Annotated in this window: 17 protein-coding genes and 1 pseudogene; 4 read left to right on the top strand and 14 right to left on the bottom strand. The window is 66.9% G+C overall.

What is annotated here, in order from left to right; genetic code table 11:
- Positions 1-83: 83 nt before the first annotated feature.
- The 6 genes from ACVWZ8_RS03425 to speB form a co-directional block, all read right to left on the bottom strand.
- On the bottom strand, positions 84-2,126 hold the full coding sequence (locus ACVWZ8_RS03425) for an ABC transporter ATP-binding protein (protein ID WP_456503799.1): 2,043 nt from the start codon (positions 2,124-2,126) through the stop codon (positions 84-86).
- Positions 2,123-3,856 (bottom strand): ABC transporter ATP-binding protein, encoded by a 1,734-nt coding sequence (locus tag ACVWZ8_RS03430; RefSeq protein WP_456503800.1) that lies wholly within the window; start codon positions 3,854-3,856, stop codon positions 2,123-2,125. Before ACVWZ8_RS03430 ends, ACVWZ8_RS03425 begins: the two co-directional genes overlap by 4 nt.
- Before the next feature lie 227 nt (positions 3,857-4,083).
- Complete coding sequence (locus ACVWZ8_RS03435; protein ID WP_456503801.1) at positions 4,084-6,261, bottom strand: MFS transporter; 2,178 nt, start codon at positions 6,259-6,261, stop codon at positions 4,084-4,086.
- Between the two features lie 4 nt (positions 6,262-6,265).
- The gene (locus ACVWZ8_RS03440) at positions 6,266-6,751 is read right to left on the bottom strand and encodes a MarR family winged helix-turn-helix transcriptional regulator (RefSeq protein WP_456503802.1); all 486 of its coding nucleotides are present in this window, start codon (positions 6,749-6,751) and stop codon (positions 6,266-6,268) included.
- A 270-nt stretch (positions 6,752-7,021) separates the two neighbouring features.
- Entirely contained in the window at positions 7,022-8,698 is a 1,677-nt protein-coding gene (locus tag ACVWZ8_RS03445; RefSeq protein WP_456503803.1) for a thiamine pyrophosphate-binding protein, read from the bottom strand.
- Entirely contained in the window at positions 8,695-9,762 is a 1,068-nt protein-coding gene (gene speB, locus ACVWZ8_RS03450; RefSeq protein ID WP_456503804.1) for an agmatinase, read from the bottom strand. Before speB ends, ACVWZ8_RS03445 begins: the two co-directional genes overlap by 4 nt.
- Before the next feature lie 320 nt (positions 9,763-10,082).
- Between speB and ACVWZ8_RS03455 the strand changes: the two genes are divergently transcribed.
- The gene (locus ACVWZ8_RS03455) at positions 10,083-10,910 is read left to right on the top strand and encodes a DUF559 domain-containing protein (protein ID WP_456503805.1); all 828 of its coding nucleotides are present in this window, start codon (positions 10,083-10,085) and stop codon (positions 10,908-10,910) included.
- 132 nt (positions 10,911-11,042) lie between these two features.
- Here ACVWZ8_RS03455 and ACVWZ8_RS03460 read toward each other — a convergent pair whose 3' ends face one another.
- Together ACVWZ8_RS03460 and ACVWZ8_RS03465 are read right to left on the bottom strand one after the other, a co-directional pair.
- Positions 11,043-11,852 carry a hypothetical protein gene (locus ACVWZ8_RS03460; RefSeq protein ID WP_456503806.1) on the bottom strand — a complete coding sequence of 270 codons (810 nt, stop codon included), beginning with the start codon at positions 11,850-11,852 and terminating at the stop codon, positions 11,043-11,045.
- An 86-nt stretch (positions 11,853-11,938) separates the two neighbouring features.
- Entirely contained in the window at positions 11,939-12,514 is a 576-nt protein-coding gene (locus ACVWZ8_RS03465) for a helix-turn-helix domain-containing protein (protein ID WP_456503807.1), read from the bottom strand.
- A 347-nt stretch (positions 12,515-12,861) separates the two neighbouring features.
- On the opposite strand from ACVWZ8_RS03465, the pseudogene ACVWZ8_RS03470 reads away from it, so the two are divergent.
- Positions 12,862-14,383, top strand: a pseudogene (locus tag ACVWZ8_RS03470) (sodium:solute symporter).
- A gap of 92 nt (positions 14,384-14,475) precedes the next feature.
- Here ACVWZ8_RS03470 and ACVWZ8_RS03475 read toward each other — a convergent pair.
- On the bottom strand, positions 14,476-14,712 hold the full coding sequence (locus tag ACVWZ8_RS03475) for a hypothetical protein (protein WP_456503808.1): 237 nt from the start codon (positions 14,710-14,712) through the stop codon (positions 14,476-14,478).
- 263 nt (positions 14,713-14,975) lie between these two features.
- On the opposite strand from ACVWZ8_RS03475, the gene ACVWZ8_RS03480 reads away from it, so the two are divergent.
- A complete protein-coding gene (locus ACVWZ8_RS03480) occupies positions 14,976-16,154 on the top strand; it encodes a VIT1/CCC1 transporter family protein (protein WP_426976243.1) in 1,179 nt (392 codons plus the stop codon).
- On the top strand, positions 16,154-17,122 hold the full coding sequence (locus ACVWZ8_RS03485) for a matrixin family metalloprotease (RefSeq protein ID WP_426976242.1): 969 nt from the start codon (positions 16,154-16,156) through the stop codon (positions 17,120-17,122). The genes ACVWZ8_RS03480 and ACVWZ8_RS03485 overlap by 1 nt, the downstream gene beginning before the upstream one ends.
- Before the next feature lie 132 nt (positions 17,123-17,254).
- Here the strand turns inward: ACVWZ8_RS03485 and ACVWZ8_RS03490 are convergent, their stop codons facing one another.
- The 5 genes from ACVWZ8_RS03490 to ACVWZ8_RS03510 form a co-directional block, all read right to left on the bottom strand.
- Positions 17,255-18,388 (bottom strand): LOG family protein, encoded by a 1,134-nt coding sequence (locus ACVWZ8_RS03490; RefSeq protein WP_426976241.1) that lies wholly within the window; start codon positions 18,386-18,388, stop codon positions 17,255-17,257.
- A gap of 138 nt (positions 18,389-18,526) precedes the next feature.
- On the bottom strand, positions 18,527-19,300 hold the full coding sequence (locus ACVWZ8_RS03495; RefSeq protein ID WP_426976240.1) for an SDR family NAD(P)-dependent oxidoreductase: 774 nt from the start codon (positions 19,298-19,300) through the stop codon (positions 18,527-18,529).
- 26 nt (positions 19,301-19,326) lie between these two features.
- Positions 19,327-20,712 carry an MFS transporter gene (locus tag ACVWZ8_RS03500; protein ID WP_426976239.1) on the bottom strand — a complete coding sequence of 462 codons (1,386 nt, stop codon included), beginning with the start codon at positions 20,710-20,712 and terminating at the stop codon, positions 19,327-19,329.
- A gap of 200 nt (positions 20,713-20,912) precedes the next feature.
- Complete coding sequence (locus ACVWZ8_RS03505; RefSeq protein ID WP_426976238.1) at positions 20,913-21,620, bottom strand: FadR/GntR family transcriptional regulator; 708 nt, start codon at positions 21,618-21,620, stop codon at positions 20,913-20,915.
- A 143-nt stretch (positions 21,621-21,763) separates the two neighbouring features.
- A complete protein-coding gene (locus tag ACVWZ8_RS03510) occupies positions 21,764-22,252 on the bottom strand; it encodes an SRPBCC family protein (protein ID WP_426976237.1) in 489 nt (162 codons plus the stop codon).
- Positions 22,253-22,297: the final 45 nt, after the last annotated feature.

A 22,297-nucleotide genomic window follows, 5' to 3' on the forward strand; every position in this document is an offset into this window, starting at 1 on the left:
AGCTGCTCCAGGCGCGGACGCGGACGGCCCGGCGGCGGATGACGGCTCGGCGGCCGCGGCGCGCGCGGCCGGCCCGGCGGCGCTCAGCTGTGCACCGCCGTGGCATCGTCTGCCGTGTTCTCCGAAAAGGCCGCCTCGGCGTCCTCACCGGCGAACTGGGACATGTACAGGTGGTAGTAGGCGCCCTTCAGTTCCAGCAGTTCCGCGTGCCTGCCCTGCTCCACGATGCGGCCGGCCTCCATCACCAGGATGGTGTCGGCGTCGCGGACGGTGGAGAGGCGGTGGGCGATCACGAAGCTGGTGCGGTCGGTCCGCAGCGCCGCCATGGCTTTCTGCACGAGCACCTCGGTGCGGGTATCCACCGAGCTCGTGGCCTCGTCCAGGATTAGCAGCGAGGGGTTCGCCACGAAGGCCCGGGCGATGGTGATCAGCTGCTTCTCGCCGGCGCTGACGTTGTTGCCTTCCTCGTCGATGATCGTGTTGTAGCCGTCGGGGAGGGCACGGACGAAGCGGTCCACGAAGGTGGCCTTCGCAGCCTGCATCACCTGATCCTCGGTGGCGTCCAGCTTGCCGTAGCGGATGTTCTCGTAGATGGTGCCGCCGAACAGCCAGGCGTCCTGCAGGACCATGCCCACCTTGGCGCGCAGTTCCGCGCGGCTCAGCTGGGTGATGTCCACGCCGTCCAGGGTGATGCTGCCGCCCTGGAGTTCGTAGAAACGCATCACGAGGTTCACCAGGGTGGTCTTGCCCGCGCCGGTGGGCCCGACGATGGCCACGGTGTGCCCGGGCTCGGCGGTGAAGGAGAGGTCCTCGATCAGCGGCTTGTCCGGGGTGTAGCTGAACGTGACGTGCCGGAAGTCGACATGGCCGTCCGTCTTGGCCGGGAGGTGCTCGGTGGCGGTCTCGGCATCCTGTTCCTCGGCGTCGAGGAATTCGAAGACCCGCTCCGCGGAGGCGACGCCGGACTGCAGCATGTTGGCCATGCCTGCCATCTGGCCCAGCGGCTGGGTGAACTCGCGGGAGTACTGGATGAACGCGGTGGCGTCGCCTAGGCTCATGCCGCCGGAGGCGACTCGCAGGCCGCCGACGACGGCGATGCCCACGTAGCTGAGGTAGGACACAAACTGCATGACCGGCATGATCATGCCGGAGACGAACTGCGCACCGAAGCTTGCCTTGTAGAGGGCTTCGTTGCGTTCGTCGAAGCGGGCCAGCATGTCCGCGTCGCGGCCGAAGACCCGGACGAGGTCGTGCCCGGAGAAGGACTCCTCGATCTGGCCGTTGAGCTCGCCGGTGTTCTTCCACTGGGAGGCGAAGAGCTTCTGGCTGCGGGAGCCGATGATGCCGGCGGCGACGCCGGAGAGCGGCAGCGCGATCAGGGCGATCAGGGCCAGCTGCCAGGACACGATGAACATCATGATCACGATGCCGATCACGGTCAGTGCCGAGTTCACCAGCTGCGCGAAGGCCTGCTGGAGCGCCTGCTGGATGTTGTCCACATCGTTCGTGACCCGGGAGAGGATGTCGCCGCGCTGCCTCGTATCGAAGTAGTTCAGCGGCAGCTTGTTCAGCTTCTTCTCGGTGTCATCGCGCAGCTGGCGGACCACGCGCATGACGAGGACGTTCAGGACGTAGCCCTGCAGCCAGAGGAAGATATTGGCCACGAAGTACATCACCAGCACCACGCTGATGAGGTAGGCGAGTTTCTGGAAGTCGATGCCGACGCCGGGGATGAGTTCCATCTTGGAGAGCATGTCGGCAAAGTTGTTCTCGCCCTGGGCCCGCAGGCCCTCGACGAACTCATCCTTGGTGATCCCGGCGGGCAGTTGTTTGCCCACCACTCCGCCGAAGATCACGTCCATGGCCTGCCCTAGGATCCGGGGCGCGATGACGTTGAGGACGACGGCGACCGTCACCATCCCGAGCACCAGGACGATTCCTGCCCGCTCGGGTTTCAGCAGGCCCATGAGGCGCTTCGCCGAGGGCCAGAAATGCTGGGCCTTCTTGGCCGGCATGGCGCCGAACATGCCGCCGTCGGCCTCGCCGGGAGTGAATTCCTCCTCATGGAAATCGTCGTCGGGAGCGGCGTCGGTGGTTTGGGTGGCGATCTTTTCGTTGGTGCTCATGCCACTGCCTCCGCGCTCAGCTGGGATTCGACGATTTCCTGGTAGGTGCTGGAGCTCTCCAGGAGTTCTTCATGGGTGCCGCGGTCAACGATCCGTCCCTTGTCCAGCACCAGGATCTGGTCCGCGTCGGCGATGGTGGAAACGCGCTGGCCGACGATGATGACTGTGGCGTCCACGGTTTTTGCCTTCAGTGCGCGTCGGAGCCTGGCATCGGTGGCGACGTCGAGGGCCGAGAACGAGTCGTCGAACAGGAACACCTTGGGTTCGGTGACGAGCGCCCGCGCGATGCAGAGCCGTTGCCGCTGGCCACCGGAGACATTGGTGCCGCCCTGGGCGATGCGTGAACCGAGTCCGTTCTGCTTGTCCCGCACGAAGTCCGCGGCCTGTGCCACGGTCAGGGCGTCCCACAGTTCCTCGTCCGTGGCCTCGGGGCTGCCGAAGCGGAGGTTGTGCGCGATGGTCCCGGAAAACAGGTAGGCACGCTGTGGCACCATGGCGACGCGCTGGGTGATCTCCGAGCGGTCAAGCTTGGTGACGGGAACGCCGTCGAGCAGCACCTCACCCGAGGCGGCGTCGTAAAGCCTCGGAAGCAGGGCCAGCAGGCTCGTCTTGCCGGCACCGGTGGAGCCGATGATCGCCACGGTCTGGCCGGGTTCGGCTGTGAAGCTGATGTCGCTCAGCACCGGCGCCTCGGCGCCCGGGTAGGCGAAGGACACGTTCCGGAACTCCACCCGGCCGGCATTCCGGGCCGGGGCCACGGGCGTGAGCGGCTCGTGGATGGAGGGTTCGACGTCGAGCACCTCACCGATGCGGTCCGCACAGACGGAGGCGCGCGGAATCATCATCGCCATGAACGTGCCCATCATGACGGCCATCAGGATCTGCAGCAGGTACTGCAGGAACGCCGTCAGCGAGCCCACCTGCATGTCCCCGGCGTCGACCCGCTGGCCGCCGAACCACAGCACGGCCGCGGTGGAGACGTGCAGGATCATGCCGATGGCGGGGAACATCAGCACGAACAGGGCGCCGATCTTCAGCGAGACGTCCGTCAGTTCCTTGTTCGCGGCGCCGAACCGTTCCGTTTCGTGGGGTTCGCGCACGAAGGCACGGACCACGCGGATGCCGATGATCTGCTCGCGGAGGACGGCGTTGATCCTGTCAATCTTCGTCTGCATGGAGCGGAAGAGCGGCATGAGCCGGACCACGAGGTAGCCCACCACAACCACCAGCACGGGCACTGAAACCCAGACCAGCCAGGAAAGGCTGAGGTCCTCGCGCAGGGCCATGAAGATGCCGCCGATGCACATGATGGGGGTGGCCACCATGAAGTTCAGCCCCATCAGCATGAGCATCTGGACCTGCTGGACATCGTTGGTGCCGCGGGTGATCAGCGTGGGCGCGCCGAAGACGTTGACGTCCTTGGCGGAGAAGCTGCTGACCTTGCGGAACACGCCCCGGCGCAGGTCCCGGCCGAACGCCATCGCAGCCTTGGAGCCGAAGTACACCCCGGCGATCGCGGTGGCGACCTGGACCAGGGCGACGACGAGCATGAGCCCGCCGGTACGCCAGATGTAGTCGGTGTCGCCGCGGGAGACGCCCTCGTCGATGATCTGCGCATTGAGGCTGGGGAGGTACAGGGCCGCGATGGTCGAGGCCAGCTGGAAGATGATGACTGCCGCGATATACGGCAGATACGGTTTGGAATAGCGCCGTATGAGGGTGACGAGCATGCCCACGAGTCCTTAGGAATACCGAATAAATGAGGCTGGAGAGAAGACTGAAGAGGGAACTTCGAAGTGATGCTCCCAGTATTAGCAGATGGGTCTGACAGCCTTAGCCATCCAACTCTACGAAATCCCTTGCAGGCCGGGAACACCGACACCAAAAATCATCCAAACGGTGTACAGACTTCAGGCTTGACGCCAGCCAGGCCCGCGGCCTCTACGCGCCGCGGCCCCTATGCGCCGCGGTGCCGGCCGTGCGTTGCAATGTAATCGGCCGCAGCACGCTGCAGCTTCCGTTCTTTCCCCAGCTGCCGGCGCAGGGTGGTCAGCTCGGCACTGACCCTGGCCTGCTCGGCGGCGATTTCCCGCTGCACTTCTGCCTGCTGGTGGACCGCCCGCAGTGCAACAGATAGCTGGAGCTGTTGTTCGGCGAGCAGCTTCTGGGTCTCAAGCAGCACGGGAACGACGTCGGCCGTTTCGGTTCGAGCTTCCGCCAGCATGGTGCGCGCCCGAAGCCGGACACCGTCGCGGTCGGGTGTCCGGGTCTCGGGTGCCCGGGTCTCGGCGGCGCGCTGGCGGCTGAGGACCTCGATGAACTCCCGGTCCAGATCGACGATGCCGGTTCCCGGCACCGGGACATCGCCGGAATTCCCGGCGCCACCCGCCGTCGAACCACCCGCCGGCGAACCACCCGCCGTCGAACCACCAGCCGGCGCCGCGGCGTCGACCCTGTTGCCGCGGGTGTCGACCGTCCCGCTGGCGGCCAGTGCGGCAGCGCCGGCGTCGTTGTCCGCACCGGAACCGGTCACGGCGGCGGTAGCCTCGGGCTGGATGTCCACGGTGCGCCGCAGCGGCTGTTCCTTGATGAAGAGGATCGCAACCAGCGCCACGATGCCGATGATTGCCGAGATCAGGAAGATCTCCGCCGTCGCGTCACCGTACGCTGCCCGCATGATGTCGCGGACCGGAGCCGGCATGTCCGTGAGGTCCATGCTTGCCCCGGCGGATCCGCCGGACGCGGGGATCCCGGCCGCGGCGAGCCCCTCAGTGGCAAGTTCCTTGACCCGGTTGCCGAGGATGGCGCCGAGGACCGAAACCCCGATGGCGCCGCCGACCGAGCGGAAGAACGCCACCGAGGCACTGGCTGTGCCGATGTCGGTTGCCCGGACCGTGTTCTGTACGGCCAGGACCAGGTTCTGCATGAGCAGGCCCAGGCCGAGGCCCAGGATGCCGGTGTAGAGGCCGGTGAGCCACAGTTCGGTGGTGTGGTCGATGGTTCCGGCCAGGCCGAGGCCGCCGATCAGCAGGACCGCGCCGGCAACGAGGTAGCGCTTCCACTTTCCGGTGCGGCTGATGAGCTGACCGGACAGGACCGAGCCGATGAGGTTGCCGGCGATCATGGGCAGGGTCAGCAACCCGGCTTCGGTGGGGGAAGCACCGCGGGCCACCTGGAAGTACTGGCCCAGGAACGCGGAAGAACCGAACATGCCCACGCCGACGGCAACCGAGGCCAGGACGGCCAGGGCGGTGGTCCGCTGCGAGATGATCTTCAGCGAAATGATGGGCTGCGCCACCCGGGATTCCACCACGACGAGCAGGGCCAGGAGCACGACGCCGCCGCCCACCATGGCGGCGGTCTGCCACGACCACCAGTCGTAATAGTCGGGGTTGCCGGCGAAGGAAACCCAGATCAGGAGCAGGCTCACGCCGGAGGTCAGCAGGATGGAACCAAGCCAGTCGATCCGGGCCGGTCGCTTGATGTGCGGAATCTTCAGCGTGATCTGCAGCAGGATGAGCGCGACGACGGCGAGAGGGACGCAGACGAAGAAGGTCCAGCGCCAGCCCAGCGGGCTGTCCACGATGAAGCCGCCAAGCAGCGGGCCGCCCGCAGTACCGACAGCCATGACGCCGCCCATGTAGCCGGAGTACTTTCCGCGGTCACGTGGCGGGATGATGGATCCGATGATGGCCTGGGCCAGGGCGGTCAGTCCGCCCATGGCGATACCCTGGATGACGCGCGCGGTGAGCAGCAGCGGGATGGTCTCGGACAGGCCGGCCATGACGGAGCCGGCCACAAAGATCACGATGCTCAGCTGGACGAGGACCTTCTTGTCGAAAAGGTCCGCCAGCTTGCCCCAGATCGGCGTGGTCGCGGCGTTGGCGAGCAGCGCCGCGGTGATGACCCAGGCGAAGTCCGTCTGCGTGCCCTTGAGCTCGGCCATGATGGTCGGCAGCGCGTTGGCCACAATGGTGCTGCTCAGGATCGCGGTGAAGAACGCGGCGAGCAGTCCGGTGAGGGCCTCCATGATCTGGCGGTGGGTCATTGCTGCCGCGGGAGCGGGTTGCGAATGTGGTGTGGGGGCCGGCAACGGGGCCGGCGACGGCCCGGTGGCGGCAGCGTGGCTTGCCATGTGTTTACTCCTCAGCAACGGTGGTCGTAGTGGTGGATCCGGCCGTCTTCGCCCGGGCTGTGGTCCGGAGGGACTCAGCAAGTTTGTTCAGGGTCCGCGCGGCGTCTTCGGCGTCGTCCTCGGTCCAGTCCTGCAGGAGCCCCTGCAGGGTGGCGGTGCGGTGGTGCTCGATGGAGCGCAATTTCTCGACGCCCGACGGGGACAGCGCCACCAGCTGGGCCCGCCCGTCCCCGGGGTCCGGGCGGCGGACCACATAGCCCTGCTCCTCCAGCTCGGCGATGTGCCGACTGAGGACGGGGGCGCTGACGCCGAGGCGCTCGGCCAGGTGCGTGGCCCGCGACTCGCCCTCCCCCACGAAGCGCAGGACTCCCTGCAACGCCGCTCCGGTGTCCTGGCCTCGGGTATTGATCGCGGCGACGCAACGGACGGCGCGCTGGAGATCGAAGATCTGGTAGACGAGTTTGGCTGCGGTGTTCGGTGCAACTGACATGGTGACCCCTTTTTGCTTGCCTTAGGCAACAATACGCTAAATTGATTGCTTTGGGAAACTAAGCAGGCGGGGAAGGAACATCGGAGAGGCTCCCCTCCCCCGCACTCCCCTCCCCCACAAAGGAAGCGCGAACGTACACGTCAGGCCCCGAATCCGAGGGATTCAGGGCCTTAAGTGTACGTTCGCGCTAAGGGTTGCGGGAGCGCGTTAAGGGTTGCGAGAGCGCGCTAAGGGTTGCGGGAGGGGTGGGCGGGACGGGGCCGGGTGTGCTTAGACGTCCAGATGGGTCGGGGCGAACATCTGGAGCAGGGTTTCGACGACGACGACGTTCGGGCCGTCCGCGGCGAAGCCCGCCTTCAGCGCGTCCCCCACATCCTCCGGCGCCACCCGGACGGCGGGGACGCCGAAGGCCTCGGCCAGTTTGACGAAGTCGGGGCGGGCGAGTTCGGTGGCGGTCGCCTTGCCGAAGGCTCCCACCATGTATTCGCGCAGGATGCCGTAGCCGCCGTCGTCCACGATCAGCCAGGTGACCGGTACGTTGTGCTGCTTGGCCGTGGCCAGTTCGGAAATCGAGTACATCGCGGAGCCGTCGCCGGAGACGGCCAGCACGCGGGCCGAACCGCCGGGCGTGCCGGCGGTTTCGAGGCCGACGGCACCGCCGATGGCCGCGGGGAAGCCGAAGCCCAGCCCGCCGGCGCCCTGGGCGGAGTGGAACTGGCCCTCGCGGGCATCCCAGCAGCTCCAGGCCCAGTAGGAGGAGATTGTCATGTCCCAGAACGTCTGCATGGCCGCGGGAACGGCCTCGCGGATATCCGCCATGAACGTCTGTTCCTTGGCCAGATCCTGGGATTCGAGGCGGGCCTTGACCTTGGCCAGGGTTTCCTTGACCAGGGCCTCGGGTGAGGTGCCGTGCCAGTCCGCGCGCTGGCCTGGCGTCCCGGTCAGGGCAGCATCCAGGGCGGAGTCGAGGGCGGCGAGCGCCTGCCCGGCGTCCGCTCGGATGCCAAGGCCCGGACGGTTGGACTCAAGGACGCGGGGTTCGGCGTCGATCTGGATGATCCGGCCGCGGGGCTCGAAGGTGAAGTAGTTCGAGGTGACTTCGCCGAGCGAGGAGCCGATGACGATCAGCACATCGGCGTCCTCGAGCAGCTCCGTCATGTACTGGTCCTCGATCCAGGACTGGAGCGAGAGCTCGTGGTTCCACGGGAACGCCCCGTTGCCGCCGGGGGTGCTGATGACCGGGGCGCGCAGCTTCTCCGCGATGGAGAGCAGCGCTTTCTCGGCCCGGCCGCGGCGCGTGCCGCCGCCGGCGATGATCGCCGGACGTTCCGCCGTCGAGAGCCATTTCACGGCTTCGCGGACCAGTTCCACGCGGGGCGGGTTGTCCGCCGCTTCGGCGAGGGCATCCTCCACGGGTGGCACCATGATGGGGTCCAGCAGGACGTTTTGCGGGATTTCCAGCCACACGGGGCCCTGCGGTGAGGAAATGGCCTCGGTCCAGGCGTCCTGGATGGCCGAGGGGATGCCCGAGGCGTGCTGGATCAGCCGCTGGCTCTTGGTGACGTTCGCGGCCGAGGCCTTCTGGTCATCGAGCTGGTGCAGCATGCCCTTCCGGCGCGCGCCGAGTCCCTCGAGCGGGATCTGGCTCGCGATGACCACCATCGGCACACCCGTGGCGTAGGCCTCCTGCAGCCCGGCCAGGGAGGTCAGGGCGCCCGGACCGGTGGACAGGAAGAGGACGCCGACCTCGCCGGTGGCGCGGGAGTAGCCGTCCGCGGCGAAAGCCGAATTGTTTTCCACCCGGGAGGAGACGAAGTGCAGGTTCCCGCGGCCCATCGCGTCGAAAAGTCCCAGCGCGTGCTGGCCCGGGATGCCGAAGACGGTTTTTGCACCAAGGGCCTCAAGGGTTTCGACGACGAGGTCCCCGCCGTTGCGCACGCCGCTCACTGGGTGGCCACCGGGGCGGCAAAGCCGGCCGGCCGGCGGGATTCCTGGCCCAGGGCCTGGGCCGCGTAGCCGCTGACCGCGCCGTGCCTGTCCCCCGGCACGGCGCGGTCCGCCATCAGCGTGACGAGTTCATAGGCAACGTGGCTGGCGGCGACGCCGGTGATGTCCGCGTGGTCGTACGCGGGGGCTACCTCGACGACGTCGGCGCCCACGAGGTTCATGCCGCGGAAGCCGCGGATGATTTCCAGCAGCTCGCGGCTCGTGATGCCGCCGGCCTCGGGCGTTCCGGTGCCCGGTGCATGCGCCGGGTCCAGGACGTCGATGTCCACCGAGATGTAGAGGGGGCGGTTGCCGATCCGGTCGCGGACCTTGGCGACGGTTTCCAGCACGCCCTGGTAGTAGACGTCGGCGGAGGTGACGATGCCGAAGCCGAAGCGGTGGTCGTCGTCGAGGTCCTTCTTGCCGTAGAGCGGGCCGCGCGTGCCGATGTGGCTGATCGCCTCGGTGTCCAGGATGCCTTCCTCGACGGCGCGGCGGAAGGGCGTGCCGTGGGTGTATTCGGCGCCGAAGTAGGTGTCCCACGTGTCCAGGTGCGCGTCGAAGTGGAGCATGGCGACAGGCGCGCCGGCGCGTTCCGCGGCGGCACGCAGCAGGGGCAGCGCGATCGTGTGGTCCCCGCCGAGGGTCAGCAGCTTGCTGCCGGAGGCCGTCAGGTCCAGCGCGTTCTGCTGGATGGTCTCGATGGCGTCATTGATGTTGAAGGGGTTGACGGCCATGTCCCCGGCGTCGGCCACCTGGATGTTCTCGAAGGGGCTGACGTCCCACGCCGGGTTGTACGGGCGCAGCAGGCGGCTGGCTTCGCGGATGTGGTTGGACCCGAAGCGGGCACCGGGGCGGTAGGAGACGCCGGAGTCGAAGGGCACGCCGACCACCGTGACGTCGGCCCTGGCCACCTGGTCCAGCCGCGGCAGGCGCGCATAGGTGGCGGCTCCCGCGTAACGGGGGATGCGGGATGAATCGATGGGGCCAAGGTTGCCATTGGCCTCGATGCGCAGCTCTTCCAAAAGAAGCCTCTCCTTCGAGGATTGACCGACGGGTGTGACAGCCATCATACACTTGAAGTTTCGCAATGCGCATCATTTGTTTACAAGAAATGGCCAGTGCGGGTGGTTCCCGGCGTTCCAGCCCATTTGCTTTCCCAAGCAGCGGGCCAACGCCCTGCAGAACCGCGAAAATCCGGCGTGCAGAGGCAGGCCAGGTGCGGTGCCGCCGCGGGCAACTGGGAAGGAGCGCGGCCAGAGTCCAGCGAGAATTCCCAGGATGCTTTCCCACATGGGCGGCCGGCCCCGTTTCCCCGGCACGGCTTCGGATATCAACTGGCAACATGGAGCCCATCAACTATCTGGTCCAGCTGGGCGGCGTTGCGCGGACCGCGCAATTATTGGCCGCCGGCTTTTCCCGGACGGATATCGCGCATCTGGCCAACAATGCAGTGAAGCAGCCCCGGCGCGGCATCTTCATGCTTCCGGACTGCCGCCCCGATCTCGCGGCTGCGATCCGACACAACGCCCGCATTACGTGCGCCAGCGCGGCCGGGCACTACGGCCTGTGGCTCCGGGAACCGCCAGGGCAACACCATCTCGCCTGCAACCACGGCCACGGAACCGGCTTCATCCGTCACCGGACGGTCAGATTCGAAGGCCATCCTTCGCTGCCGCTGGCCGCGATCGAGGACGTGGTGCTGCATGCTATGTCCTGCCTGGCACCGCCCACGTCGACGGCGCTCGCAACGTCGGCGATACGCCTGTACGGCGTGCCCCTGGAGTTACTGAAGGACCAGCTGGCCGGCGACCGGTCCGGCCCGGCCCTGAAGGCGCTGAATCAGCTCGATCTGCGGGCTGAGTCGATCGTGGAGGTCGACGCCCAATACGTCTTCAACGCCAACGGCATCGGCTTCGAGACCCAGGTCCAGCTTCCAGGAATTGGCCGGGTGGACTTCCTGATCGAGGGTTACCTGATCGTTGAGGTGGATGGCTTCGCGTTCCACTCCAGCCGTGAGGCCCTGCGCCGGGACCTGGGCAGGAACAATGCCTCGACACTGAGTGGTTTTGCCGTCCTCCGGTACATGCCCGAGCACATCTGGTTTGAGCCGGAGCGTGTCGTCGCCGAGATACGAGCCGCGCTGAGCCGGCGGCCAGGGGTTGCGGGCTAGCCCCGCGCGACGCTCCCGCCCAGTTGCTTCGTCACCCACGGCTCGCAGCCCGCGGATTTCCGGGGTTCGCCGAGCCTCAGCGGCCGCCCGGGGCCCAGTAACCGGGCAGGAACGCAGCCCGAGGAGCGGAACTTAGGAGTACTTGAGGCTGAGCAACAGCCGCTTCAGCTGGCGGTACTGCTCGGTGGCCATCCAGGCCCTCGCGGAGTCAATCGAGGCGAAGGCAGGAGTGCCGAAGACGACGCGGGTCTCCATGATCCCGTGCGGCAGGTTGACCTGGGATGATCCGGAATCCTCCGGGGAGGGCTCAAAGTCGCGGCTCCGCCGGATGCCCATGTGGAACTCCGGGTGGCCGGCAAAGGAGTCAAAGGCGAAACCGAAGTCGAGCTGCTCGCCGGCAGTGTCCATGAGCCCCGGCACCGGGGCGGCATCCAGCACGGTGCGGAGCACGGGCCCGGACGCGCCGCCGCCGTAGGCGCCGCTGGTGATCACGAGCAGTTCGTTGCCGGTCTGGTCCGCCAGGACGGCCTGGACCGGGTCCACGCCGTCGGGCGCATCGGCCTCGGGGTCTGATTTCACCACCCGGACCGTCCAATCCTTGGGGTAGGCAAAGGACAGGTGCCCGTCCGGGAAGGTAAACGACGCCAGTCCGGCCGCAGCATCCGGACTGCCAGTCTCCGTCGGCTTGGCTGCCGAGGGGGCGGCCGACGCCGGGGCAGACGCCGTCGGGGCGGCCGGCTGTTTCGGGGAGGAGGTTGCAGCCGCGGCGCTGGACGCATCGGCCGGTGCGGTGGTCTGCCCGGCGGTTGTCTGCCCCGAATTCTGGCCTGAATTCTGCCCGGCGGCCTGCCCTGAGTTCTGCCCGGTGGCGGCGCCGCACGAGCTGAGGCCGATTGCCCCGGCAAGTGCCACCGACACGAAGACGATCTTGCGCTTGTTCATTTGGATCCCCCAGTGGTCTGAAAAGGTGGGCTGAAGACAGTCGGGCCGGGGCCGGACAGCTGGCTGGGCTGGCTCGCGGCGGGGCACTAGCGGCTCGCGGCGGGGACCAGCACCCAGAGCACTTCGACGGCGTCGTCCGTGGAGTTCACCCAGGTGTGCGGCTCCCTGCCGGGGAACGTCACGGTGTCTCCGGCATGGAGCTCAAACTCCTCGTTGGTGAGGATCAGCCGGATCCGGCCCTTGATCACATGCAGCACGTCAACGTCGCAGTCCACGGCGTACAGTTCGGATTCGCCGCGGCCGCGCGGCTCGATCACGGCCTGGATGATCTGGACGCGGCGCTCGGAGCGGGCAGTGAGCAGCCGCTCCACGATCCCCTCGCCGCCGAGGGAGATCCTTGGTCCCTCATTCTGCTTGGTGAGGTGCGTTTCCGGGGCGGCAAAGAGATCGCCGATCGAGATGGAGAGCACCTGGCACAGCGTGACGAGGGAGGCGACGGAGGGCGAGGTCAGGTCCCGCTCCACCCGGCTGAGGAACCCCTTGGTCAGGCCGGTGGCATCCGCAACCTGCTCGATGGTGAGCCGCTGCGACTGCCTCGCGGCACGGATCCGGGAACCGATAGCAACAGGAACATTGCTCGGTTCTACTGGTAGAGCCTTCATTATGGAACCTTTCACGGCCGGCCGCTCGGCCCCATCATTGGAGCCATACTAGCGGGCGAGAGGTCCTGTGACGCGGGAAGCGGCACCGGCACGCACTGCGTCTTGACTGTTACCGGGCTCACAACCTACTCTTGTGGCAACAAGTGTTGTCTATTGGGCAATCACCCCAGGGAATCACCTGGCAATCACCGAAACAATTCAATGCGAGTCAAGGTAGTGCGACTCCATGCACCGTGACCCCAGAGGGATCTCCCACATCATCCGTTAAGAAGCAGCGGAATCACCGTTCGTGCTCGTGCGCTGCGGCGGGTTCGGCCCTGCTCCGCACAGCTCCAAGGAGCCCCTTTATGGACGCAACTTTTCTCAACATCGCCATTGGTGGTGTACCTGGTCGCCATGCTGGCGTTCGGGTGGTGGGGTAAATCCCGCACCAAGAACAATAGCGACTTCCTGGTCGCCGGCCGCCGTCTCGGGCCGTTCCTCTACACCGGAACCATGGCCGCCGTCGTGCTCGGCGGCGCGTCCACCGTCGGCGGCGTCGGCCTCGGTTACAAGTTCGGCATCTCCGGCATGTGGCTCGTGGTCGCGATCGGATCCGGCGTCCTGCTGCTGAGCCTGCTCTTCGCCGGCACCATCCAGAAGCTGAAGATCTACACGGTCTCCCAGATGCTGACCCTTCGCTATGGCAGCCGGGCCACCCAGACCTCGGGCATCGTGATGCTGGCGTACACGCTGATGCTGTGCGCCACGTCCACCGGTGCGTACGCCACCATCTTCGTGGTGCTCTTCGGCTGGGACCGCGCGCTCGCGATCGCCGTCGGCGGCGCCATCGTGCTGGTCTACTCGACCATCGGCGGCATGTGGTCCATCACCCTGGCGGACCAGGTCCAGTTCGTCATCAAAACCATCGGCATCTTCCTGCTGATGCTGCCCTTCACACTCAACGCCGCCGGCGGCTTCGAGGGGATCCGGGCCCGCGTCGACGCCAGCTTCTTCCAGATCGACGGCATCGGGATCCAGACCATCATCACCTACTTCGTGGTCTACACCCTGGGCCTGCTGATCGGCCAGGACATCTGGCAGCGCGTCTTCACCGCCAAGACCCCCACCGTCGCCCGCTGGGGTGGCGCCACCGCCGGCGTCTACTGCATCCTCTACGGTGCTGCCGGTGCCTTGATCGGCCTCGGCGCCCGGGTTGCCCTGCCGGACATCGACGTCGCCAAGCTCGGCAAGGATGTTGTCTACGCCGAGGTCGCCACCAACCTCCTGCCGGTCGGCATCGGCGGGCTCGTGCTCGCCGCAGCCGTCGCGGCAATGATGTCCACGGCCTCCGGCGCCCTGATCGCCGCAGCCACGGTGGCCCGCGCCGACGTCCTGCCGTTCGTCGCCAGCTGGTTCGGCAAGGACATCAACACCGACGACACCGACAACCCGGAGCACGACATCAAGGCCAACCGCATGTGGGTCCTGGGCCTGGGGATCGTGGCGATCGTCATCGCCATCATCACCAAAGACGTCGTCGCTGCCCTCACCATCGCCTACGACATCCTCGTCGGTGGCCTCCTCGTCGCCATCCTGGGCGGCCTGATCTGGAAGCGCGGCACCGGTGTGGCCGCCGCGGCCTCCATGGCGGTGGGCTCGGTGATCACGCTCGGCACCATGATCGTCCTGGAGATCAACGCCGAGGTTCCGCTGGACGGCATCTACGCCAACGAGCCGATCTACTACGGCCTCGTGGCCTCCGCAGCCGTGTACATCGCGGTGTCGTTGCTCACCAAGCCGACGGATCCCGCGGTCATGGCGAACTGGCGCCGGCGGGTCGCCGGCGGTGCCGTCGAGGAAGAACAGCGCCCGGCCCTGACCCATTAGGGTCCTGACGGCGAGTTAAAGGTCGACGGCGGCGCTCCCCTTCTGGGGGCGCCGCCGTCGACCTTTATGGAACTTAGAAGCGGGTGGGAGAATCACTCATTTTCCTCAGGCTCAAGGAATTCTTCCCCTTCCAGGGGCACTACCGGCTTCTCGTCGCCCAGGAAGTCCTCCGCGTCCAAGGGAACGAGCCGATCGGCCTCTTCGAGCAGCTCCTCTTCCTCGGTCTCCACAGCATCACTCACGGGCGCATCCTCGGCGTAGTCATAAGCGGGATCGGACTCGAGGGACTCCCGGGCTGGCTGGATGGGATGTGATCCGGTGTTGGACATGGTGCAACCTCCGTGTGCCTGGGGTGGCGGCAGTGGCTCCGGGGAACCCGCCCTGAGTTTCATTCGAACACCGGGAACCCGGCCGGTCAAGGGTCCGCGCGCAGCCGGAAAGACCCGGGACTGATACGCACTCCGGCGGCAGGGGATTTACGGTTTGCCTAAACTTTCCACTGAGGATTGCCAGCCGGAAATGCGCGGAAAGACGGGGTAGGCTGGGTACGCAAATGGGGCCGGACCATGCCCCGTCAAGCCCAGGAGATTCCGTGTCTCAGCACGCCACATCTGACCCGCTCAACCCTGACCCCCACCATCCTGAATCCGCCGCTGGCGGGACCAGCCGAGCCGCCCAGGCGCCGGCATCCTCGCCTGGCGCTGCAGACATCAAGAGGTGGCGGCAGTACCTCGCCGACGAGCGGGCCGAAGCCGCCGTCTACCGTGACCTGGCGCAGAACCGCAGCGGCGAGGAACGCGAGATCCTGCTCGCCCTGGCCGAGGCCGAGGGACGCCATGAAGCACACTGGCTCCAACTGCTGGGCGAGAAGGCCGGCCGGTCCCGGCCGGCGTCCGTCCGCAGCCAGATCCTGGGATTCCTGGCGCGCCACTTCGGTTCGGTGTTTGTCCTGGCCCTGGCCCAGCGCGCCGAAAGCCGCTCACCGTATGCCGCCGACCCGTCCGCCACGCCGGCCATGGTCGCCGACGAACAGATCCACGAGGAGGTGGTCCGCGGACTCGCCACCCGGGGCCGCAACCGCCTCGCCGGCACCTTCCGGGCGGCCGTCTTCGGGGCCAACGACGGACTGGTCAGCAACCTCTCCCTCGTCATGGGCATGGCCGCCTCCGGGGTGGGAAGCTCGGTGGTTCTCCTCAGCGGCGTCGCCGGGCTGCTGGCCGGTGCACTGTCGATGGGCGCCGGCGAGTTCATCTCTGTGCGGTCCCAGCGGGAGCTGCTGGCCGCGACCCGCCCCACCCAGATCACCCTGGCCGCGGCACCCGCCCTGGACATCGAGCACAATGAACTCCTGCTCGTGTACCTGGCCCGCGGCATGTCCCGGGACGCCGCCGAGCACCGCGTGGCCGAGCGGATGGGCCTGCTGGACTGCGACTGCGATCCCAGCCTCTCGCTGCGGCCCGAACTGCCCGAGAGCCAGGACCAGCACGAGGCTGTCGGCACCGCCTGGGGCGCGGCGGCGTCGAGCTTCTGCTTCTTCGCTTCCGGCGCGATCGTGCCGATCATCCCCTTCCTCCTGGGCATGACCGGGATCGCCGCCCTCGTGGTCTCCGCCGTCCTGGTGGGCCTGGCGCTCCTGCTCACCGGCGGCATCGTCGGGCTGCTGTCCGGCACGTCCCCGACATCCCGCGGGTTCAGGCAGCTCGCCATCGGCATGGGCGCCGCCGGCGTGACCTACCTGCTGGGGCTGGCGTTCGGCGCCGTGGTCGCTTAGTGGACGGTCCGGAGTTCCGGGACCGGACACCGCGGCACAGCCGCTCCCGAACCGCCGGGCGGGTTTTCCGCAACCTCGCCGCTGCCGCAGTCATTGCCGGCGCCGCCTTCCTGGCCGCCGGCTTTGTGTATGGCGATCCCCGCTTCGTGGGGCTGTTCGAGGTCAGCCGCGGCGCGGGGCTGAACGGACGGACTGCGGCCCCGGACACAGGACAATCAGGGCAACCCGGCCAGCCGGGCACCGGACAACCAGGACAACCCGGGCAGCAGCCGGGCGTTCCCGCCGAGGGCACGCGGAACGACGCTCCCCCACCGGGGTTGGAGGAACAGGACGAGCCGCTCGGGCGGCCAAGGACACCGGCCGTCGCGAGCGATTCCTATGAATTCCTGGCCACGAATGAGGATGGCACGCCGGTGGGCTATTCGCCGTGCCGCCCGCTGCACTACGTGGTCAACGCCGGACTCGAACCGGAAGGGGCGGAGCGCCTCGTCGAGGACGCGATCGGGACGGTGTCCCGGGCGACCGGCATCAAATTCATCAACGACGGCCCCACGGCCGAGGCCCCCTCCCAGTCGCGGGCGCCGTATCAGAAGGACGTCTACGGCGCGCGGTGGGCCCCGCTGCTGATCGCCTGGACCACCCCGGAACAGGCGCCGCAACTCAAGGGTCCCGTCATCGGCACGGGAGGCAGTACCCATTTCAGCTTCGGCGACGGCCCCAAGAGCTTCGTCACCGGCAGCCTCGAACTCGACGCCCCGCAGATCACCGAGGACCTGCGCCGGCCGGCCGGTGCTGCCTATGCCACCGCCGTGATCCTGCATGAACTGGGCCATGTCATGGGGCTGGAACATGTGGATGACCCGGCGCAGCTCATGTACCCGGAGATCGGCACCCCTGATGGCCTGGCCGACGGCGACCTGAACGGCTTGCACGAGCTGGGCCGTGCCCAGTGCCGCAAGGATTTGTAGCCCGTTCCCCGTCCCCTGCGGTTAAGGCGCAGGCGTCAGTGACCGGCGGCGCCGTCATTCATCCAGAGCGGCGCTACGGCGCCGTCATTCGTCCGGCGCGGCGGCCGGCGCCGTCATTCGTCCAGAGCGGCGCTACGCGTCGAGGACCGCGAGCGCTTCCTGCACGGTGTCCACCAGGAAGATCCTGCTTTCCATCCGCCGGCCAGCGGCCAGGCTCTGCAACAGTGGCCATGCCGGGTAGCGGCGCAGCCAGTGCTCCTGGCCCACGAGCACCATCGGGGTGATGGTCTCGGGGGCGCCGTAGTAATTCTCACAGGCGTCCTGGAAGATCTCCTGCACCGTACCGCCGGAGCCTGGCAGGAAGATGATGCCGCCATGGCACAGCTCCAACAGGATGGCCTCGCGGATGGAGTTGGCGAAATATTTTGCGATGTGGGTGGCGAAGAAGTTGGGTGGCTCGTGCCCGTGGAACCAGGTGGGGATGCCCAGGGACGGCGTGCCGTCCGGATGGCGTTCGACGACGGCGGCCGCCGCGCGCGCCCACGCCGATACCGACGGGCGGAAGCCGGGGACGGCGGCAAGCCCCTGCAGAACCTGCCGGAAGTGCTGGTCCGGCATCTCGTTGAGGTACGCGCCCAGATTCGCGCCCTCCATGGTCCCGGGGCCGCCGCCGGTGGCAACCACCCTTCCGTTCCGCGCCAACAGCCGCCCCAGCAGCGCGGCCTCCTCGAAGACCGCAGACCCGCGACGCGCGGCATGGCCACCCATAACGCCCACCACGGTGCGTCCGAGGAACGGTTCCGAGCGGGTCAGCTCGTCGAGGGCGTCGCCGATTGAGTGGTCATGCAGGGAGGCGGCCAGGGTGGCGTCCAGCCGATGGCGCTGGCCGGGCCGGATGCTCCACTGGTACACCTTCGCGTCCAGGGTGTCCTCGTAGCGTGAATCAGAGATGCCTGCATACAGCTCCTGCGGGGTGTACAACTGGCCGCGGTAGGGGTTGAACGGCACGGCCTGGAGCCGGGGGAAAATGAGGGCGCCGCGGCCGCGCAGCGAATCCTCCACGCCGGCGTCGAAGGTGCAGCCGAGGAAGACCGCGCCTTGGACCTCCAGTGCCTCTAGCTGTGCCCGGCGGCCCCGCAGGTCCAGGGACTGGACATGCCAACCGTGCATGCTGCGCGCCCCCGCGGCGACCAGCCGGTCGAAACCCGCAAGGCTCTCGACCTCCAACGTGCGGGGGCTGGGGTGAAGGCTGCGGGCGGCGCTCATGGAGCCAGCCTAGACGGCGGCGGCTTAGGCTCCGCCCCGGCATGCGCAGACGCCCGGCAGGCGCTGGGCCGCCGGTAAATCGAAGGTGCCCCCGCCGGAAAACCGGCGGAGGCACCCCCTGTCTGGTCCAGACCTCGGTCAGGAGACTTGGAGGCCACCGTTGATGTCATAGGTGGCGGCGGTGATGTAACCGGAGTCCTCGCCGAGCAGGAAGGAGATCAAGGCCGCTACTTCCTCGCGGGTGCCGACCCGGCCCATCATGATGCCCTCGGACATCTGGGCCTTGCGCTCATCGGTGAGGGTTCCACCCATGATGTCGGTGTCGATCGGGCCGGGGGCAATCGCATTGACCGTGATCCCGAACTCGCCGACTTCGCGGGCCAAGGCGCGGGTGAATCCGAGGATTCCGGCCTTGGTCGCGCTGTAGGCAACCTTCGAGAACGTGCCGCCGCCGCGCTGGGCGGAAATGGACGAGATGCTCACAATCCGTCCGAGCTTGCGCTCGATCATGCCCTTGAGGACCCGCTGGGAAACGATGAAGGTTCCGCGCATGTTGATGGCGAACACCTTGTCCCACTCCGCCACGGTAGTTTCCATGAACGTCGTCGGCGAGCTGATCCCGGCGAGGTTGGCGAGGGCAACGATCGGCGGGAGTGAGGCTTCGATCTCGGTGATCGCGCGATCAACGGACGCCTCGTCGGACACGTCGGCTCCGACGCCGATGGCCTTGACGGCACGGTTGGAGCCGATCTCCGCGGCGGCAGCCTTGGCGTCCTCCGCGTTGATGTCAAGGATGGCGATGGACCATCCCTCGCTGGCCATACGGTCAGCGGCGGCGCGGCCGATGCCGCGAACCGACGCGGCGCCGGTCAGGACAACTGTGCGTTCGGAGGGGAAGGTGCTGGAAGTCATGAGTTTTTCCTTCAGGGAATTCGCGATTAGGAGATTTTGGCGGGGGCAGTGGAGTCAGGGGTCTCTGCGGCAGTCGCGGCAACGGCGGGATCCAGCGCGGCGTCGCCTTCGGGGCGTTTGCGGGCGTAGAGGTAGGTTGCCACCGCGGTGATGCACAGGCAGAGGGACAGGAACAGCAGGCCGCTCTGGTTGCTGCCCGTGGCGTCGTTCAGGAGTCCGACTGCGTACGGGGCAACGAACCCGCCCAGGTTGCCCAGTGAGTTGATCAGGGCCAAACCGGCGGCAGCAGCCGCCCCCGTCAGTGCAGCAGAGGGCATGGAAAGGAACGGTGCGATGGCGCCGTAGATACCCATGGCCGAGGCCGTCAGCCCGATCATGGCCAGAATCGGGTTGACGGGCAGCAGGTATCCTGCGGCCAGCAGGCCCATACCGGCCAGCACCATGCTGACGGCGGTGTGCCAGGCACGCTTGCCGGTCCGGTCTGCGCGCTTGCTCCAGAAGTACACAAACACGGCGGCCACGGTGTACGGGACGCAGACGATGAAGCCGATCTGGGCCGTGGAGAACTTGCCAAGGGCGGCGACGATGGTGGGCATCCACAGGCCCAGTCCATAGATGCCGCAGACCAGTCCGAAGTAGAGGGCAGAGTAGATCAGGGTGCGCTTGTCCTTCAGGCCGGCCAGGAAGTTGTGGTTGCCGGAGCTGGACTTGACGGCCAGTTCTTTGTCCATGGTGCTGGCAAGCCATTCGCGCTCGTCCGGGTTGAGCCATTTGGCGTCCCGCGGGCGGTCGGTCATAAGGATGGGAGTGAGCAAGCCCAGGAGGATGGCCGGAATGCCTTCGATGATGTACAGCCACTGCCAGCCCTGAAGACCCATGACGCCGTCCATCTGCAGGAGCAACCCGGAGACCGGAGCGCCAAGGGCATTGGACACCGGCTGGGCCAGAATGAAGATGCCGAGCACCGACACACGCTGTGCGGCGGGGAACCAGAGCGTCAGGTAGAAAAGGATGGCCGGGAAGAATCCAGCCTCTGCCGCACCCAGCAGGAAACGGATGATGTAGTAGGTGGTTTCACCGTTCACCAGGCACATGGCCGTGGCGAAGATGCCCCACGTAATGAGGATCCGGGCCAGCCACTTGCGTGCGCCGAACCGGTACATGCCGGCGTTGCTCGGGACCTCGAGGAGCGCGTAGCCGAGGAAAAAGATGCCGGCACCCAGTCCGTAGGCGGCGGCGTTCAGGCCGATGTCCTCGCTCATGGTGAGTTTGGCGAAGCCGACGTTGTTGCGGTCAAGGTAGGCAACGAAGTAGAGCAGGACGATCAGCGGCATAACGCGGCGGCGGACCTTGCGGAGCGTACGCTCGCCAAGCTCGCCGAGTCCTGCGGACTTTAAGGAGAGTGAAGTCATCTTCGACCTTCTGTCTAACGGAAGCCGGCCACCTGCGATGGTGGCGGGAATCCGTGGGGATATTTGGGAGGCCCAGTCCAACTGCAACTGGGTCCGATACGGTTTGAGTCAGATGTCAGACATCTGACTGAAGAACACGAGGAAAAGCATAGAAGAGTGATGCGGATTACGTCAAGCCCTGGCTGGTGCGCGCTGTGACGTCAGGATGATGCGTTGTGCACGTAGCGTTCGTAGTCCCGGTACGTCTGGTCCATGTGTTCGTCCATGGCGCGGCGGGCCAGCTCCGCGTCGCCGCTGAGGATGCCGTCCATGACTTTCTGGTGGTACTCGATGGCGTGCAGCTGGATCTCTTCGACGGCGGACGTTTCGCGCCGCTTCACGTAAAGCAGCTGACCCAGCTGGGCGAACAGTGCCCGGATAAAAGGATTGCCGGAGGCCTTCAGCACTGCGTCGTGGAAGCCGATGTCCGCTGCCACGAAGCCATCCAGGTCGCCCGAATCATGGAAGCGCTTCATGTCCGCGATGCACTCACGCATCTGTTCGGCATGCCCGGGAGTATGGCGTTTGGCGGCAAGCGCGGCCGCCCCGGTTTCCACCATGCGACGCATCTCGATCAGCCCCACTGCGACCTGCTCCGCCCCGTTGCCGTGCGAAGCGGCCTTGAAGATCGCATCCAGCCCGGTCCAGTTGTCAGTTGGGTTGACGAAGGTTCCGCGGCCGGCCTTCACGTAGAGGATGTTCTGCGCCCGCAGGGCCTTCAGCGCCTCGCGCACCGTGAGCCGGCTGACGTCATAGGCCTTGGCGATGTCGGCTTCCGGCGGAATGGCTTCGTGGGGCTGCAGCTTGCCGTCAAGGATGTCGTCGAGCAGGCCGTCGACGAGGTCGTCAACGAGTGTCCTGCGGCCCATCGCGCTTCCCACCTTCAGTCTTGCCTTTTGCTCCCGGTGCCATCCACATTACAGAATTCCCGCTAGTGGGCGGGAGCCGCCCCGGGCCGGAAGGGTTGCAAGGACCGCATTGCCGGGCACCTACCCACGTTGGCCATCGAGTATCAGGAAATCCCCGCGTCGCCGGCTTCGCGCCGCCCGGAGGCCGCTAGGTGGGCCTCAAGCTTGGCCAGGGTCTTGTCCAGGTTGGCAGGGTGCCGGCGCAGGTAGCCCGCGAGGCGCAGGAAGAACTTGCCGCGGACCTGGCGGGCGTCCCATTGTTCGGTGACCATGGTGCCGGTCCTGCCGGCGTCGTCCGTGGCGGGCTCCAGGAGGTAGCGCCAGACATGGCCGTAGAAGTGCCGCCAAGCGATCCGGCGGCCTTCCTCGAACTCGCAGACCGTGTTGAGGATCTTGTAGTCCACCCGCACGTTCATCTCCATGCCGAACTTCGCACCGAGGGCCAGCCGTTCGGGACCGCGGGGCTGGGCGCCCTTGACCGTGCCCGAGCCATCGATCACGCTGTGCAGCGCCGGGGTGGCGAGCAGCTCGAAAATGGCTTCCGGAGCGGCCGCGATGAAGCGGCTGCGGGACACGAGATATCTGTTCGTCATCCGGCAATCCTAGCCCTGCGTTGTGATACGGAAGTTGTGTTGCAG

Source organism: Arthrobacter sp. UYCu723, assembly GCF_054059215.1.

Excerpts from the sequence above, each read along its gene's own strand:
- ACVWZ8_RS03425 (WP_456503799.1), bottom strand. The coding sequence starts at position 2,126 with ATGAGCACCAACGAAAAGATCGCCACCCAAACCACCGACGCCGCTCCC.
- ACVWZ8_RS03430 (WP_456503800.1), bottom strand. The coding sequence starts at position 3,856 with ATGCTCGTCACCCTCATACGGCGCTATTCCAAACCGTATCTGCCGTAT.
- ACVWZ8_RS03475 (WP_456503808.1), bottom strand. The coding sequence starts at position 14,712 with ATGTCCAACACCGGATCACATCCCATCCAGCCAGCCCGGGAGTCCCTC.
- ACVWZ8_RS03500 (WP_426976239.1), bottom strand. The coding sequence starts at position 20,712 with ATGACTTCACTCTCCTTAAAGTCCGCAGGACTCGGCGAGCTTGGCGAG.
- ACVWZ8_RS03465 (WP_456503807.1), bottom strand. The coding sequence starts at position 12,514 with ATGAAGGCTCTACCAGTAGAACCGAGCAATGTTCCTGTTGCTATCGGT.
- ACVWZ8_RS03435 (WP_456503801.1), bottom strand. The coding sequence starts at position 6,261 with ATGGCAAGCCACGCTGCCGCCACCGGGCCGTCGCCGGCCCCGTTGCCG.
- ACVWZ8_RS03455 (WP_456503805.1), top strand. The coding sequence starts at position 10,083 with ATGGAGCCCATCAACTATCTGGTCCAGCTGGGCGGCGTTGCGCGGACC.
- ACVWZ8_RS03460 (WP_456503806.1), bottom strand. The coding sequence starts at position 11,852 with ATGAACAAGCGCAAGATCGTCTTCGTGTCGGTGGCACTTGCCGGGGCA.
- ACVWZ8_RS03490 (WP_426976241.1), bottom strand. The coding sequence starts at position 18,388 with ATGAGCGCCGCCCGCAGCCTTCACCCCAGCCCCCGCACGTTGGAGGTC.
- ACVWZ8_RS03495 (WP_426976240.1), bottom strand. The coding sequence starts at position 19,300 with ATGACTTCCAGCACCTTCCCCTCCGAACGCACAGTTGTCCTGACCGGC.
- ACVWZ8_RS03505 (WP_426976238.1), bottom strand. The coding sequence starts at position 21,620 with ATGGGCCGCAGGACACTCGTTGACGACCTCGTCGACGGCCTGCTCGAC.
- ACVWZ8_RS03440 (WP_456503802.1), bottom strand. The coding sequence starts at position 6,751 with ATGTCAGTTGCACCGAACACCGCAGCCAAACTCGTCTACCAGATCTTC.
- ACVWZ8_RS03510 (WP_426976237.1), bottom strand. The coding sequence starts at position 22,252 with ATGACGAACAGATATCTCGTGTCCCGCAGCCGCTTCATCGCGGCCGCT.